Genomic DNA, 18,023 nt, shown 5'->3' with positions numbered 1-18,023 from the left:
TCAGTAGGCTGTAGGGGCGTACAGATGTATGTCCCTATCTAAGTATTTGTATCAGGGATATTGTCAAATATTAAGCTGTTCTACATCTTGGATGATTAGGGCGGGCATAACTAGAACAGCTTTAAGAATCACAGGATAAAATAGGATATCAAAGGCGAGGGAGTATTACTCCCCCGCAATAGCCAACTTACTACAGCTTAATTGTTGAATTTAAAGCTGTAATCGTAATCATCTTTAGGTTAAATTACACTAGCTGAGAAAACGAAGTCATTTGCTGTTAGGCTAGTCGATGTAACTCCAACCAATGAAGCCAACTCTGTATTTCCGGCTTTCACCAAAGTATCGCTACCTTGTTGTAATAGAGTTAAGGCACTAAATTCAGTAACACCAATACCGCCCAGCCCGATTTTATCAATGGCGATCGCAAAATCAGTCACAATGTTCTTGCTAGTTGGCAAACTGGCGTTAGCAATCCAGAATTGGTCAGCACCAGCACCACCAGTTAAGCGATTACTGCCCTGTTGACCAGCAAATAGCACATCATCACCATCGCCACCAGACAAGGAATCATTGAAATTAGAGAAGAGTTTGTCATCGCCAGAACCACCGTAGAGACGGTTATTGCTACCGCCACTAATGAGGGTGTCATTACCTGAGCCACCAAATAATGATTGACGAGAGCCTTCAATTACGGTAAGACTATCATCACCTGCCGCTCCAAGTAAATTATTACTACCACTAGCTTCCACTACGGTAATAACATCATTTCCATTGCCACCATCAGCACTAGTATTTTGGGCCGGGCCGTTTTGACCAATAAATATCTGATCGTTACTCTCTCCTGTGGATACTGAAGAGTCACTACCGACTAGCACCGTGTCTTCACCGTTTCCAGTCTGGATTGTGTTCCCTTTAGTACCTTCTACAAAGTCTGCCCCGTCACCTGTGAATAGGGTTTGATTTGGCTCAACGGTAATATCATCGCTGTCAGTGGAGCCAAAGTTAATTTCTTCAGTTTCAGGTTGACCTAAACCAGGAGCAAGGTTAAGGGGCTTCTCCAACTTCAGCAGTAGAATTTCGTTGTTGTCTATGACTGGATTTTGAGGATCATTTCCAGGACGACCTGTAGAAAAGGGATAATTGTTGTCATTAGCCACCAAAATGGTGTTTTTGTCAACAACTAAAACGTTTTCAATTGTGACAAATGGGAAGTCAAAGGTGGTTTTGCCATCTCCATTCAGGTCGTTGGGGTCTTGGATGTTTAACAAGTCTGCAACTTCTTCCTTGGCTACATAACCATTAGAATCTGCTTTAGACAAGTCAATTTTGTAGATCCTCTTAAATTTAGCCGCAGCCCCTTGATTGTTATCCCGCTCAATGACTAGATACTCATTATCGTTAATGACTGCTAAATCCCCGATCGCATTTGATGGATTATCCAATCTGTAGTACAGCTTTTTATCAGTGTACTTGTGGCTAGCAAGGTCAAATTCGTTAATCCGCAAAGCACCAGGAGTATCACCTTGAACTGTACCCTCTAGCAGCATATAGAGCTTGGTTTTGCTGGCGTTAATTGCTCCACCTTCAAAACCTTTGGAACCACCCAAGTTAGCAAAGGCATCTCCTGAAAGCACATCGGGATTTTGTGGCGATCGCACTAAGTTATTCTGAGGATTACTCAAAAAATCTCGGACTTTATCACCTGTCTCTGGGAAGTCTGTAAATAGTGCATCTACGCCTAATTGAAAGAACTGCTGAAATTCTAGTTCTGGATTACCTTTGTAATCTGCTGCTAAATACAGGTCTTCATCGCGGAAGGTGTAAGGATGAACCTGTAAACCTGCATTGTGAGCATCTTGAACTAAAGTAGTAGGAGCTAACAGCGTTCTGTCAGCATCATTTACTGCACCATCTCCATTGACATCATCTGCCAAACCATCGTTATTAGCATCTGTACCTTTGACACTGACAATTAACCGCTTCCAAGGGCCAATGCCATCAGCATAGGTAGCGATTTCAGCCAAACCTTCTGGAGTCCGTAAATCACCATAAGTCCGAAGGTCGCCACTGACTTCAAAATCATAAGGCTGACTCTCTATGATCTCACCGTTTAGCTCAATTCCAGCTGCATCTAGAAGTTGAACCAGGGGAATATCTACACCTGCATTAGGCATAATGCGATCGTGGAGATCCTTGAGATTACCGACTTCAAAGGATTGGATGAAGATGCGACTGGGATCGGTGAAGTTCTCAGCCTTGAGTGTATCGATGAGGATTTCACTGGTGTTTCGGTTAATTTTCTCCGTAGTGCCTATATAAGTAGCTTCTTCGGCAGAATAGGTGGGATGCTTAGTTTCGGGATAGATGCCAATTTTTTTACCTGTCTCGGTTTCTACTTCCTTAACCAAGTCGATGATTTCGGCGAGGGTGGGAATTTCAAATTGACCATTGAAGGATTGGTCGCGGAAAGGTACACGCTGTATAGCTTTTAAAGTCTTGATTTCTTCTAAAGTAAAGTCTTCAGCAAACCAACCTGTGATTTCTGTTCCATCTAGACTGACTGTTTTCTTGCGATCGGCAAACTGTGGATACTTGGTAATATCGTAAACGTCTGTGGTTGTATTGCTTAAATTAAGAGTGCCATCAGCATTCAAAATTGCCAAAGCAGGTTCATGGCGAGCAATTAACACGCCATCTTTTGTAACTACTAAGTCTGGCTCAATAAAGTCAGCACCATCTTCAATTGCCCTTCTGTATGCCTCTAAGGTATGTTCTGGAAGATCGCCACTAGCGCCTCTGTGACCAATAACTTTAGGTGCTTCTCCATCTAGAGTTTTGAATTGGTCAGGTGTAGCAATGGGAGCTTCCAACAACTTACCACTGGCATCAAAATGTAGTAGGTAAGGGCCAAACTCATCTCCAACCCAGATTGTGCCGTCTTTATCAAAGACGAACGATTCTACATCAAAGTCTGCACCAGTCAGTAATCTTCCAGTAGTTCCTTCATTCACAATTTGGAAAGGAACCTTGTTATTAGGGTCAGACAGTTGAATGTAATCTAAAATTTTAACAGTGCCATCGCCATTTTCTGTTCCCTTAAAATTCGGGTCTACACGATTGATACGTAACAGAAAGTCTTCACTATTATCTTTGCTACCGTAGCCATTATCTGACAGGAAGTACAAAGAGTTGCTGTTAGCAAACTGAACACCGCTAAAACCCTGAATTGGCTGTCCAGGGAAAGGCCCGGTTCTGCCATTGGCTGAAATTTCTACACCAGAAGCCGGCCCATCACTATAGGTATCAGCAGGTAAAGAAGCAAAACCGACTAACTCAACTTTTGGCTTTATTGAAGCAAACATCGTTTGGTAGATGTGGGTTTGATCATTTAAACCCGCAATTCCCGGAATATCAGAACCGTAGGCGTTATAACCTTTACCTACTAAGCTATTTAGAACTTCAGAACCAGCACCTTGGTAGTAAACAGGTACGGGACGGTTGGTGTGAGTTCCCCAACCATACTTGACGTTAGGATCTGACCCCCAGTAATGTCCAACTTCTGCTGTAGTATCCAAATTAGTTAATGCTTCAGCACCTTGATTTTGTACTAAAGTTGGAAAATCACCGTCGAGAGTCAGGTAGTGATCGTGGTCAGCAGTAACGATTAGTAGGTTTTCATCCCAACCACCATTATTGTTAATCCAGTCAATCGTAGATCCAACTGCCTTATCGAAGTCCAAGGTGGTGCCGATCAAGTTGTCTATGTTGTTATCATGGGCAGACCAATCGATATCGCCACCTTCAACCATTAACCAGAAACCATCGGGATCTTTACCCAACACATCTAATGCAGCATTTGTCAAGTCATTGAGGGTTGGGTTTTCGTTAACCTCTTTGGCAATGAAAGATGCATCCGTCTCTCCAGGCAGCAGTGGACGTGTAGTGTCCACTTTGGTGTTATCTCCTTGGTTAGCGAAAACGCTGAACATATCTAAACCAGTGGTGCTGTAGTCGCCGTTGGCAGAACTTACAGGTAAGTTACCATTTTGGCCGCGCGCACCATATAGACCGAAGAGGCGATCGCCTTTTTCTGGATCGATTGTCGCCGCAGTTTCAGCTAGTTTCTGGGCGGCATTCTCACCGCGCTCTAAAAAGGTGTAATCGTAGAGGTTGTTTGTGGGTTTAGTGCTAAGTTCTGTGTAGGTAGATTGGCTAATGTATTCATTGCTCGTATTCGGCTCAACCCCTGCTGGTAATAAGTCTCCAGGAGTAGAGAGTGGGTGTCCACCACCAAGTAATACTGTTGGTTGATAGACACGAAGTTCCTGTTGCAAGATGTTGTCTAATACCGGATAGTCAGCATCATACTTGCTGCGACGATTAACGTTGGCAGCAGCAGCAGCAGGTGTTGCATGATCAATGGGAACTGAAGTTACCAAACCAGTGGATTTACCAACTTGGTTCGCAGTTTTGAGAATTGTTTCTAGAGGATTCTCGAAAATATCAACGCCAACAGCGTTATTGTAGCTTTTAACGCCCGTGTACAGAGTTGTTGCGGTGTTGGCAGAGTCAGGATAGCTGTACTTAATATATTCTGGGTCATTACCGGGAGTCCAAGGGTTAACACCACCTCTGCTAGGGTCATAACCTACTAGGTTTCCAACAGCACCATCACTGACTTTTGCACCACCTGTTGGGGTATTACCTGGGTTAAAAGTTGGATCAAAGGTGAAACCAGGGCGAACTGAGCTTTCTCCTGTGATCGGATTAGTACCGTCAAGAGCCGAATTACCAGTGCTAAAAACTCCATTACTACCAGCGATCGTTGTCCCGTAGGTGGTTGCTAAACCGTAGCCTTGGAGTGTTTGAAAGTTGAGTCCTTGACCCTTACCCTGTGTATAAAAATCACTCAGATTAGCGCCTGTCTTACCATTTTGAATCTCTTTGTAGATGGACGCAGCACGAGCCATTTCCCAGCCCATACCATCCCCAATCATAATGATGACGTTCTTAGCCATGAAAGAGAATCTCCCTGTGTTTAATTGTTGAGATGGTCTTCGCTCTAGTGGAATCAAAAAAGTAATATGGTGAGGAAAAACTAATAGTTTTAGGCTGCAAATATGTAATTAACTTGTCAGCTTGTTGAGTCTGAACTATTAAATGTCAACCACCACTACAATTGACATATCACCAGAGCATTTAAATATCAAAATTAACAATGCAATCGCATATTAATTAACATACATAGTAAAAGTTGTGAAAAAATTGTGGACTGGTTAAGAAATCTTGTATTGCAATCTTGTACCTAATATGCAACAACAACTTCCTGCATATTTTTAATGTTGTGAAAAATTATTTTTTATACACAGACATGATTCATCGTTTGTCACTTTCGTCAGATAATAATTTCTTTATAACCCTTATCTTTAGATGCTTTTGCAATAGTAATTGAGTACAGCTTCATTCACTTTAGTTGTGTAATGAAGCTGTAACAATCACGCTAGGTGAACAAATTAACCCACAATACTGGCAGAGAAAACGAAGTCATTTGCGGTGAGAATATTTGATGTAATTCCCAACAATGAAGCCAACTCGGTATTTCCTATTTTCACTAAGGTGTCACTACCCTGCTGCAATAGTGTCAGGTCACTAACCTGAGTAACACCAATACCGCCAAGCCCAATTTTATCAATGCCGATCGCAAAATCAGTCACAATATTCTTGCTAGTTGGCAGACTGGCATTAGCAATCCAGAATTGGTCAGCACCAGTGCCACCACTGAGGCGATTGCCACCCCCTTGACCAGCAAATAGTACATCATTGCGATCGCCACCAAACAGGGAGTCATTGACATTAGAGAAGAGTTTGTCATCTCCAGAACCACCGTAGAGACGGTTATTGCTACCTTTACTCGTGAGAGTGTCGTTACCTGAACCACCGAATAATGATTGGCGAGAACCTTCAATTACTGTGAGAGTATCATCACCTGCTGCCCCCAACAAATTATTACTACCACTGGCTTCTATTACGGTAATAACATCATCACCATTGCCACCATCAGCACTGGTATTTTGAACTGGGCCGTTTTGGCCAATAAATATCTGATCATCACCGTCATTCCCGGAAACTGAAGAGTCGCTGCCTGCAAGTACTGTGTCATCACCGTTTCCAGCCAGGATTGTGTTATCTTGAGTACCTTCTACAAAGTCTGCTCCATCACCTGCACTAAAGAATTGTCCTGGCTCAAGATTGACAGTATCGCTGTTGCTAGAACCAAAACCGTTCGGGAAAGTAGGCTCTATAACTGTCAGATTATTGGGTAATTCGAGAATGCCAAGTTTTTCAGCAGGCGTATTACCTGTAATGTTGAAATCGTTGTCGTTAAGCAAAGCTAGAGTGTTGGGTGCTACCAGCGCCAAACCTTCTAATTTTTCTACTCCGGTGTAACCCAATTGAGCGGCATTAGCGATTAGACTTTTGGTGACAGGGGTAATATTGGCAGTAGCTAATTCCGTAGAGGTAAGTTGCTCAATAGTTTTACCAACTGGCAAAGTAAAGTTAGCAGGGTTGTTGATATTAGTCGCCTCAGCTAAATCAATTTGGTAAATTAATTTATTGCCAGCAGATGTACCATTGTCGTCTCGCTCAACTACTGCAAATTTGCCGTTACCCAAGGAAACTGCATCGCCAATCTTATCGGTTGCTGGTAGACCTTCTAGGCGATATAAATACTCTCCTGTTACCTGTTTGGTGACAATATCAAACTCTAGAATTCGCAGATTGAGAGAAGCTCTGGAAGTCGCATCATTGGCGACATCTGGATTATCAATTGGACTCTGAATAAAGGCATATAATTTATTACCTTCTAGTGAGACAGCTTCAAATCCTCGGTTATTGCGACGTTGGGCATAAACTGCTGGCAATACCTCAGTGCCAAAAGTTCCAACTGGTTGATCTGGGTTGGGTGCAGTGGCAGTTCCTTGAGGAATAAAGCGGTCAATTAGTTTACCATTAACGTCAAAGTGGTAAATTGCCGGACGGTATTCATCTACCAGCCAGTAATCTCCATTTTCCGCAATTACAATTCCTTCTAAGTCAGCACCCAAAGGATCGTTAGTTAGAACATTGTTGTCTAAGTCGACGGCAATTTCATCTGTGTAGGCAGTACCATTTGCCCCACCTTGCAAGTTAGGCAATCCCGTTAATGGGGTCGTTCCATCTTGGCGGAATAGTCCGGTTCTGTTGGTAATGGTGATTTCGCCCGTGGTGCGGTTGAGTTCAAAGCTAACTATTTCTGGTTGGAAGTCAGGTAATAAAAATGGTCTTTTAACACCATCAGGTTCTCCATTGGGACCACGGTCTGTGTTGGTGACAAATTTTAGGTTGCCATTTGCTGCAATTCCTTGGAAATACAGCCCAGAAAAACCACCTAACAGAATATCTTGACCTTTAGAAGTCGTGTCTAACTTCGGTAGGTTTGCAAATTCATAAATAGTTAGCTTGGGTTGGGCAACAGGATTGCGGGGATCGTAACTAGTGGTGTCGATATTTAAAGAATTGGGGAAGGTATTGGCTATATTTTCCCAAGGCACCAGCTTAAAGTTAGAACTGACATTTTCCTCTTCACCTTCATCGCTAACTATTTTGGCAGGTTCATTAGAGCCATCTTGGGTGACAAATAAACCAAATGGGAAGTTAGATCCCAGTGGTACGTTAATTACATCTGCACCATCTGACTCTTGTACGCTGTCAATTGGCCCATTATTACCAATGGCAAAGTTACCCACGTATTCGTTGTTACCTTCACGCGTGTAGGCAACAAAGGTATTGTCACCTTGGCTAGATGCTAATAAGTAGCCTGTGCCATTTTTGCCGTAATAAATGGTCAGTCCTTCTACGTCATCTGTGAGATGAGTACCACCTAAATCTCTGACTTGATCAACTAGCTTGCCAGTTGTGCCAGTGTTTGGTTCTGCTTGAAACTTCCAGATACCTACATTTTCCTGTCCGATGTAAAGAAAGCCAGTTTCCTGGTCTACCACCATACCCTCGGTTTGGGGATCGCGACCCTCAATTGTTGGCACGGTGAATTCCCGCACTAGTTCAGCCCCAATTGTGCCATTACCTTTGTCAATCAATTTGAACTGAGCTATGTCTCCAGTTTCTCGGCGACTGGTAAAGACATAGTAATCATTAGTTACGGGGCTACGGTATAAGGTAAGTCCGTAAGAACTGCGAGTTGATGCAGAATAAGGAGGTTCAAAAGGTGATGCTTGGAAGATAGTACCAATATTGCTATCGGTGATATTTTCCAGATATTGACCAGGGTTACTGGGGTTGGGGTTAATTTTGAAGATTGCTAGTTTGTCGTTGTTGCGATCGCTAGCTACCGCTATATCAATCGATTGATTGCCTAATTTAAAGCCGTATTGTAAGTCAATGTTGTTGTAGCGAATGCCACCGGGATTAACTGTCTGCAACAAATTACCAGACAAGTCATAAACCCGCAGTCCGGCATTTTTAACTGAGGTTAGTACTAGACTATCGGCAGAGTTTGTGGCATTAACATAGATCGCAGGATCGTCAGCATCACCTCGTTGATCTACTGGCAGGGTTTCATCGTCCAATAAATCGGGACGAGTTTCTACTCTGGGTGCAGCAGTTGGAACTAAGTCTGCATTCAAAGTGAGGATTTGGGTAAATTGGCTTTGATTGAAGTTGTTATCACTTACTAGCACAATCGACTGGCTACCATCTGCTAGTTTTGGGCCAAAAGTAATACCCTCAATGTTATCTGTACCGTTAGGCAAGTTTAAGTCATTTAAATTCAACAGCAGATGCTTTTGGGCGGGTTTAATAGCTGCTAGTTGTTCAGCACTCAAATTATTGAGAGAATCGTAGAAACTGATGTCAGTTGCACCTTGCAACGAAACTTCGTAGATTTTGATGGTATTGCCCACACCTTGGGCAAAGGAGCGTTCCAACGCCAGGAAAGTGCCACGATTATCGATCGCAAGTAAATCTGTCAAGCCATTGTCAGCCGAGCCTGTGCTAGGGTTAGGTGCTTGGGCGATTGCATCAATAATGTAAAGGTATTCTTTTTCTGGTTGTCCAGTAACCAGATTGTATTGCAGAATTCGGGAACGGCTGCCACTGGTGAGCGAAGCTTTTAATCCATCTTGGGACAGTGCGTTTTCAGTGGCGGTGAATAAGGTTTTCTCGTCGGGTGTGATGGTGAGGCTTTCAAAGGCTAAGTTATTGTAAACACCTGATGTCTGCGTATCACCTGCATCGACAATACTGTTTCTGTTAGTATCCTGAACTAGTGGTAGGAATTTGCTGGGGACAAATAGTGAGCGTACTTCTTGCCCTGTGGTCAGCGAAAACTCTTTAATAAAGGGATTGGTAACGCGACCAGCAGCAGGGTTGACTTCACCTTCAGAAGAGATGAAAACAGTACCATCGTTAGTTAAAGCAATACCTTCTGTGTCAAGGCTGTTGGTTGCAAAAAAGTTGCCGTTGATATCTTTTAGGGGTGTGACATTAATAAAAGTCACCCCGGAATCAGTGGCAGTAAAGGTATAGAAACGTGCAGGAGAAACTTGGGAGCGATCGTCTGAAATAGCGTAATAGCGGTTATTAACAGCATCGTATGTAACACCAGACAATCCCCCTAGTGGAGTAGGTGTACCATTCACACTTCCCGCAGTGCCAGCAGGAACAAAGCCAGTAACGAAGTTAGTTTCTCCGAGAAATTCTACATTGGGAATGGTTTTACCTGGTTCATTTGGCCCAGTTTGCACATCTGCAAACACCAAACGATGGTCAGAACTGGGGAAGGGAAAAGTACCTACTAAAGGAAATGTCGGGTCAGTAGTCAGCGGCCAGAATACTCCTGAATTAGCAATTGCCAAGTCAGCAGAGGGTAGAACATAGTCAGTCCGCAGGTTTCCGGGAGCCGTATCAAGAAAGTCTGCGGTGTCAAAGCTAGGATTACCCTTTTGGCTAGCGTTTGCACCACCTTGTAAGTCTGCTTGTTGGGGCGCACCAAGACTGGTAGGGATGACATTAGTATTGATATTGGGATTTTGCAACAATTGGCGAATAGCATTGTCAAAACTATCACCATCTAACGGATCTGCATTTTGATCGCCTACAATCACAAAGCTTGAACCAGAAGTAATTCCGCCCGTTTTTGCCTGATCATCGTAGATATAATCACCTTTACCAGGAGTAATGTAGTCTACCCAAAAACGGATCTCGTCGTGGTTGCGCTTACCGTTGCGGTCTTCCGCACCATCAAAGGTTGGAGGTGTGGGGTGGCTAGCGAGGACATGAATTGTCTCGCCGTTTACTTGGATGGGTATATCCCAGTGACTTTTAGAAGAAAGGCGTAGAACTGCCAATTCCTCCTGAGAATACCAATCATTTGGCTGTGGTGTTGTCGGATCGTCAGGAAGCAAAGCATTAGGCATATCCTTCCACAGAAAATTTTGGAAGGTGCGGATGTTGGTAATGTCAATGGGATATTTGGACAACAGCAACATCCCGTATTGACCAGGGAAATTCCCGAATCCAAAAGCATCATCGCCGTATCCTGCTGTACCTGGGGTTGTAACTGCTGTGCCATTGTTGTTCAAGTCAAAACCAGAGGCAATACCCGTATTAGAAGGAGCGATGTAGAAGTAAGGGTAGTCAACGGGAGTTGTACCATTCTGGCTAACGGCTAGGTAATTTTGTCGCAATAGTTGAACTGCCTCTGAGGAGTAGTCAAACTCGTTAATTAGCAACACATCCGGGTTATTACGCTGGATGATTTCTGCAACTGCCTTTGCCTGAGCGTTGTCAGGGGTAGACAAATCGCTCACTAACTGACCTTCGGCATTACGATTCAAAGAAGCGTTGAATTGAGAAAAGCGAATTGTATTAGTAGTTAGCATGTTTAATTCTGAGATAGATTCTAGACATGAGACTGCTTTGAAAATTGGAAATAGGGAACCGTAGAGGCGCAGAGTACACAGAGAAATGGGAGTTAGATACAGCACTTCTGGCAGCTATGAGGTACATCATCCTTAAAGCTAAAAGCTATGGTAGAAGAGGGGCAAGAAGAAAAACTGTATTGCATAATAGCGGGAAGCGCTGTATATTTGTGCTGCCCATAGACCAGCCATCTTCATTGGCATTGCAAAGAGATAAAAGCAATATCGCCTTGTGTCAAAGCCATTAATAACGTCTCCTTCAATTTATTTTTTATTGTTTGAAAATCACCTGGAAAGCTGATGTTCAGCAACAATTTGCAAACATAATCTAGTCACATTGACAATCGCAATATCACTATCAAGAACAACTATTTTGTAGTCAAAAAAGCTAGGGATTTTAATAGTATTAATCCATATTCAGCAACCCCAAGTTATCTCAGCAATATTAAGAAACTGCTAGCAAAAGGTTAAAAGAACAAATATTTGCTATTGAGTTGCTTTCAGAATATAAGTTGGATTTAAATCTCCGACATCTTGAAGAAGTCCGGGGGCAGCAATTTTATACCCATAAAAAAAAGGCGGACAAGATGTCCGCCCCACAATAAGTAGTTGGATATTTTTTATTTGAAATTCATTTTGTATTAAAAGCCACTCTTGCTTACCGGAACTTACCAGGGCTGAGACGAACACCGTTAGGTTGAGACTGACGACGAACTGCTACTCCATTCCGCAAATTGTTTCCAGTACCACCATCTTTGCGATCGAGGAAAGGTTTGAGATTAATCCCACTTCTAGATGAACTAATCCGATTATTGCCACCGCCTAGAAGTGTGCGTCCTAAATTATATAATTCATTCCCTCCACTACTGCGATCGCCATAAGTGTTAACGGCTATAGTCTGCTGTCCGTTGTCAGCAGTAGTCAAGTTCTGAAAAATGCTATTGCGGATTACAACAGGATCTTTGCCACGCGGTACTGTCAGCACAATTCTACAGCTTGGGTTAGCTTCTGTTGTGACGCAGACAATATTTTCGTTATTTTCTACAGATGTCTGGAGTTCTTGTAAACCATCTGGACGATAAAGTTCTAAGCGACTAGCAATTGTTGCACAACGTCTCTGTGCATCCCAACCACCGCCCAAAGCCGCAGGTGCTGCCCAAGGAAAGAATTGTCCTGGTTGACTTTGTGGCTGATACATAACGGTATACTGACCGTTGTAACTCTGGCAGGTAAACCGAGTTGTACCGTCAGATGAGGGTGAAGGGGGTATACCTGTTGATGTGTCTATTGGGACTGGTGCTGATGAGCCACCTGATGGGACTGTTGGTACTACTACACCGTCGCCAGTAGAGTCATATTGTGCCATTGCTGCCGAATTGCCCAGACACAAAGATAAGCCAATACTACCCAAAGATATCAATCGCAGTAGTTGTGATGACATAAATCATCCTCCAGTAGAAATAAGTAGGGAATTGATAGTTTAAGTGACGAATAATTCTCTATTTTGATTCATTAAAAACGCTATTTTTTTTCTTCTCTTGCTTTTTTCTCTTCGAGTAGCTTTTTCACCCGTGCTTTAATTTCTAGATGACGCTCGACTCCTTCATAGGCATAACGGTTGTAGCTATTACGGGTAATGAGGTTTTCTAAATAACTAACTCGCTCATTGCCGCCTGGGTGCGAAGATAACCAACTAGGAGGAGCATTTTTTTGCTGTTTTTCTAGCGTCACCATTAAGTTACGCAAGCCATCAGCAGCGTAGCCAGTGGCAACAATTAGGCGTGTGCCGAGATTATCTGCCTGACGTTCCATGTCGCGGCTGTAACTGAGTGCAAACAGTTGACCGATAGTGCCGCCCAGAGGTAGATATTGGGTAACGTTAGAGATCAGGTTGCCTTCGCTGACTAATTGAAAAGTGTGGGATAAAAGTACATGGGATAATTCATGACCCATTAACCCAGCTAATTCTGCTTCGGAATTAGCTTTAGCGATCGCACCTGCATTAATAAATATTTTACCCCCAGGTAATGCAAAGGCGTTAAGGCTTTCCTCTGGAATCACAAAGAATTCGTATTTAAACTCGTCCCGTCCTCCTACCTTCGCCAATTTCTGTCCAATTTCATTGACGTATGCCAAAATATCTTCGTCTATAATTACACCCAGCTGTTTTTTTGCCTGCTTTGCCACCGACTCACCTATGGCTCGTTCACCTTGTAGCAGCATGATGGTCGAGTCAAGGGCAGAAAATGGCCCAAGCAGACTGCCAGTGACGGCATAACCTAAAGCACCTGTAATAATATTACCGAGGACATTGCCTCTAATTTCTCCTTGTGTATAAGATTTGTAACGGTTCAGATTTTCTTCTGCTAGTTTTGTAAACTCAGGCGCTTGGGGATTTTTCGGGTTGAGAATAGCAAATTGACGCGCCGCCAAGGACGCTTCCATCCATTTTTTATCAGCAGCTAGGGCTGTAATTCTAGCTTTAACTAATTCTGGTTGATCTGGATACAGTGAAGAAGCCCGTTCTAATATATCTAATGCTTCATTAGTGCGATCGTATTGTTTCAACGCTTCAGCATATCGGATATGGCCAGGGATAAATTCAGGATATTGCTCAACTAATAGTTGCAGAGGTACTAAAGTTTTTGTTTGCAACTTTTGTGCTATTCCCGCCTCTGATTCTCGCCAGTAGACTTTACCCCCTGGGGATAGTTGCGTGGGGTCGAGTATGGCAGCTTTACGCTGTTGATTATCTAATGTTTTACCAAAAGGCTGCTTAACTTCGCGGTAAATTTTTTCCGCTTCTGGGATTTGTCCCGCCAGATAAAGTTTATCCGCTTCTATAAATTTTAGCTGACGGGTGAGTTCTTCAGGAGTGAGTGGAGGTTCCTGTGGCGACTCTGGCTTTTTCGGTTCGGAAACTTCAGGGGCGGGTTTTGGTGCTTCTGACGTTGATGAACGTTGCAGCGCTTCCCGTAACTTTTGGACTTTAGTTGTTTCTGAACTAGGCTTTGTCGTTTCAATAGTGGTAGAAGCAGCAGGTTCTTGTGCCAGAAGGGGTGTTGGCTGCGTCAGGATTATCAAAATTGATGTAGCAACTGAAAGTAAGACCCACTTCCAGGCTAGAAGTAAAGACTTCCAGATTCGTTTCATGCTTGGGCCCACGTATGCAAAAGGCTCTTTTTTAAATTTTATGAGCAATTAGCAAAATACGCATATAGCAATGTGTTTTTTGTGAGATACTACGCGAACCGCGAACTGTTCTGTAAGGCATCCCATCCCAGTACTTATTTGCTTAAACTGAGTCACTCAAATACTTGAAAATTTTGCTTATATATGCTAATGCAGATTATTTGGATCAATACCTTGAGATTGTAAATAGGCAATTAGCCGTTCTTTTTGTTGGCGTTCTTGTTCGGTACGCTGACGTTCCTGTTCAATTTGTTCCACCGCCCAAAGCAACAAATTACCAGCCTCATCCCACCAGCGCAACCAGTAACCAGTTCTAGCTTCCTTTGTTCCTTGCCAAGTTCCCAGAAATAAACCCATTGAATCAATCCAATGACGACCATTTTCATCAGGTTGCTTTAACTCGTAGCGGCTGTTTTCGAGTTGGTAAAATTCTAACAAACCGCCATTTGGGTCAAAAATTACGTAAATTGGAACTTGAAGAATCTGCTCATAAAAAAACCATTTTCCTGGTGGATAGGTTCGCTTAAAAGAGTATTCTCCACCCTCAGCGTCAGATAGAAATTCCATCACAATTGCCGGAATATCCCCATCTAAATTGGGTGTATAGCTTTTGCGTTCTCCTAAAACTTGATTTACCGATGGTACACAAACCCAGTCGGGTGCTTTAGCAACAAATTGCCCGTTTATTGTTGCACAAAGTCCAAAATTCGAGGCTATCAACATCTGCGGTTGGATGAAACCGCTTATCTCCAGGCTTTCGCGCAAAGCACCAGCTAATAGTGGCTGACCTGTATTTTCCACTGGTTCATCCTCTAGGTGAAAATCTGCGGGCAACGCTTCCCAAGATATTACCAATTCTGTTGAAGATTTGGTTTCACCGAGTTGGGTTGTCATAGAACACCCCTTTTTATTGATTTGTCTTTATTTTATGAGCGATCGCATTTATTCTACAACGTTGTAGTTTGAGATGCGATTGCACAGCAGTAAAACACAAAAAACCCCGGCGAAACTAACCGGGGTAAGAGAGAGAGGTATGAATGACAATGAGATACAGCGATACCGAAATTAAAAATATTAGCTAACGCTAAAACCAATTAAAACTAAAGTTGTAACAATTAAAGTAGCAAAAAGACCTTGTAAAACGTATTTACGTTGTTCCCAAATTGCTGGGTACTCGGCGTAGTAAACCTTGGGTTCGGCTGCGTAGTTATTGAGAATGCCATTTTCATTTACAGTGGTGTACATATTTTTTTCTCTTCCTTTGTTTACTTATGTAACTAAATTTAACAGGATTGTTACGAAACGTCAAGAGGACTTGACAAAAAAGGGCTAATTATTCTAGTAAAGGTAACTTATCAGCCATAGGGGATTGAGGCAAAGCTACCCCAGCCGCCGAAAATGCCATATATTACGCAATTTTTTAATTGCAAAATCTAAAATCCAAAATTGTATAAAAATAGAACTTACGCAAAACTACACGCGGTAGGGGCAATTCATGAATTACCTCTACCGGAAAATAACGATTTGGGCTATCTTATCTATTTTTGGCGTAAGTCCTGAAAGAGTAGAGACAATACGGTTCGGTTAAGGCAAGAGACGCGATAAATCGCCGTCTCTACAAAGGACTTACTTATTAGACATCTCCAGAAATTAATTTATGCGTTACCTGAAACCCTTTTAGAGATGTTGCATTGCAACGTCTGTTCATTTTCAGCAGATGTCTATTGTAAAGACGGCGATTTATCGCGTCTCTCTAACCATCTAATTCTTCATCACTGCATCCAAAAGCACATTGGCATCAAAGCGGACTACATCGGTGCAAGGTAGCCCGGTTTCTGCTGTTATTTGAGCGATGCTTTCCTCAGCCGCAGATTCATCTAAATGTGCTGTGTTAAGCGCTATACCCACTACAGGCACACTTGCAAAAGCGCCACCTGCACTAGCAACGGTTTCATAAAGACGAATTACCTCTGGTAAAGGTGGAATCATTACATGGGGATGATTGCGGACATGAACTTGTCCTGCTCGATGGACTAACACCAGTTGAGTTGGTTGGGAACCACGAATCAGGGGTAGGGTTGCCGTTGAACCAGGGTGTAGCAGTGAACCTTGCCCTTCAATGTGCAAGATGTCATAGTTTTTGCCGTAGCGCATGACTACTTGTTCCACAGCACCGGCAGCAAAGTCTACCCGCACGGCATCCAAAGGTACGCCATCCCCTTCTAACATCATTCCAGTTTGACCTGTGGCAAGAAATTTAGAACGCCAGCCCCGCAGTTTTGATGCCCAATGTAACTGTAGGCTAGTTGACATTTTACCGATCGCCATATCGGTTCCCACTGTCAACACCCGCCGACACGGAAGCGTGCGTGCTATTCCACTAGCAACACCTATATTAGGCGGTTCTTTGCGGACATCCCAAATTAGTTGCCCTGGTTTGAGCAGTGCATTTAAGTCGGGTATATTTGCCATTGGTGTATGCAAACCGTTCACCAAAGACATCCCAGCTTCTAAAGCGTCTTTGATTTCTAGCCAGTAATCATCTGGAATAGCACCACCACTTGGAGCAATGCCTATTACCAAAACTTCTGGCTTGTACTCTAAGGCTGCGGCTACCGATGCCACAATTGGAACATCACGTTTGATACTTGTTAATTCTGTCAGAGATTTGCCAGCACATTCGCGATCGATGACGGCTACAATTGGTGCTTCGCTGTAACGTAAAATTGCGAGTCCTGTTTTGCCGTGAGTTCCAGTAGTTCCTTCATGAAGTAAGATGGCTACTCGTTGATTAAGTGGTAGACGCACTGTGTTTTACTCCCAAACCTGGTAAATCGTTTAGCAAAACTCTACCTTCTTTTAGCAATGCACCCGTGAAGGGATCATCGATTAAGTTGAGGTGACTGTCTAAATCTAAATAATCAGCTAGTGGCGCTAGCTGTAATGCTGCTGTATTAGCTAGGGAACTATCAGAATAGCAACCGAACATTACTTGCAACCGATATGCTCGCGCTGTATGTACCATTCGCATCGCTTCTGTTAGTCCCCCTGATTTCATCAGTTTGATATTAATACCATCCACGTAATTTGCCAAATCGGGAATATCAGAGCTTGTGAAGCAACTTTCATCAACAAAGATGGGTAGAGGAGAGTGTTCTTTGAGTTTTGCTAAACTTTTTTCCTGACCCCGTGGCAATGGCTGTTCTACATACTTTATACCCAATTCAGCTAGCCAATTGCACATTGCGATCGCATCTTCTAAACTCCAACCCCCGTTGGCATCAACGAAAAGCTCTGGTTCTGGTGCTTCTTCTCGCACCGCTAAGAGCATTTTTTTATCTGCATCTATGCCATCTGGACTACCTAACTTCACCTTGAAAAGGCGGACATCAGTAAATTGTAACCAGTCTCGCGCTCTCGCGATCGCACCTTCAGGCGAATTAATCCCAATTGTGACTGAAGTCGGGACTATTTGATTGCGATCGAGTCCCCAAATTTGCCACAAAGGTAATCCTACGCGCTTACCTAACCAGTCGTGCATTGCCATATCTAAGGCTGCTCTAGCAGCAGAAGGAACCTGGTTTTGCATTAAAACTTGCTCAATTTCTTGTCGCTGTAAGGGGCTGAATGTTTGCAACAGTGGCACAACTTGCTCTAGAGCATTTTTGATTACATCAGTTGATTGCCGATGATTACCCACACCGAACGGCGATGCTTCCCCCCAGCCTTCGATACCATCGGCTGAAATCCTCACCCATACATTCGTTGTCTGTGCCGTTGTACCTCTACTAATGGTCAACGGAAATCTTTTATTTACTGTAAATAAATTTACATTTATTTGCATACTAATTC

General features: G+C 43.1%; 8 protein-coding genes. All 8 read right to left on the bottom strand.

Annotated elements, in window-relative coordinates:
- Positions 1–239: 239 nt before the first annotated feature.
- The 8 genes from GNF10_RS26425 to GNF10_RS26385 all read right to left on the bottom strand — a co-directional run bounded on the left by GNF10_RS26425 (position 240) and on the right by GNF10_RS26385 (position 18,015).
- Complete coding sequence (locus GNF10_RS26425; protein ID WP_260446020.1) at positions 240–5,018, bottom strand: esterase-like activity of phytase family protein; 4,779 nt, start codon at positions 5,016–5,018, stop codon at positions 240–242.
- A gap of 495 nt (positions 5,019–5,513) precedes the next feature.
- A complete protein-coding gene (locus tag GNF10_RS26415) occupies positions 5,514–10,940 on the bottom strand; it encodes a phytase (RefSeq protein ID WP_185583700.1) in 5,427 nt (1,808 codons plus the stop codon).
- A gap of 697 nt (positions 10,941–11,637) precedes the next feature.
- Entirely contained in the window at positions 11,638–12,420 is a 783-nt protein-coding gene (locus tag GNF10_RS26410; RefSeq protein ID WP_185583698.1) for a COP23 domain-containing protein, read from the bottom strand.
- Positions 12,421–12,500: 80 nt separating this feature from the next.
- Positions 12,501–14,132 (bottom strand): M48 family metallopeptidase, encoded by a 1,632-nt coding sequence (locus GNF10_RS26405; RefSeq protein WP_185583696.1) that lies wholly within the window; start codon positions 14,130–14,132, stop codon positions 12,501–12,503.
- Between the two features lie 186 nt (positions 14,133–14,318).
- Positions 14,319–15,065, bottom strand: a complete 747-nt coding sequence (locus GNF10_RS26400; RefSeq protein WP_185583694.1) for a Uma2 family endonuclease — start codon at positions 15,063–15,065, stop codon at positions 14,319–14,321.
- A 180-nt stretch (positions 15,066–15,245) separates the two neighbouring features.
- Positions 15,246–15,416: a photosystem II assembly protein Psb34 gene (locus GNF10_RS26395; protein WP_185583692.1), complete on the bottom strand. Its 171-nt coding sequence runs from the start codon at positions 15,414–15,416 to the stop codon at positions 15,246–15,248.
- 516 nt (positions 15,417–15,932) lie between these two features.
- Positions 15,933–16,979 carry a DUF1611 domain-containing protein gene (locus GNF10_RS26390; protein WP_185583690.1) on the bottom strand — a complete coding sequence of 349 codons (1,047 nt, stop codon included), beginning with the start codon at positions 16,977–16,979 and terminating at the stop codon, positions 15,933–15,935.
- Entirely contained in the window at positions 16,963–18,015 is a 1,053-nt protein-coding gene (locus GNF10_RS26385; protein WP_185583688.1) for a dipeptide epimerase, read from the bottom strand. The genes GNF10_RS26390 and GNF10_RS26385 overlap by 17 nt, the downstream gene beginning before the upstream one ends.
- Positions 18,016–18,023 lie beyond the last annotated feature (8 nt).

The organism is Nostoc sp. UCD121 (genome assembly GCF_014222285.1).
Lineage (GTDB): Bacteria > Cyanobacteriota > Cyanobacteriia > Cyanobacteriales > Nostocaceae > Nostoc.
The sequence above is the reverse complement of the archived record's forward strand: the minus strand, read 5'-3'. Positions and strand labels throughout refer to the sequence as shown.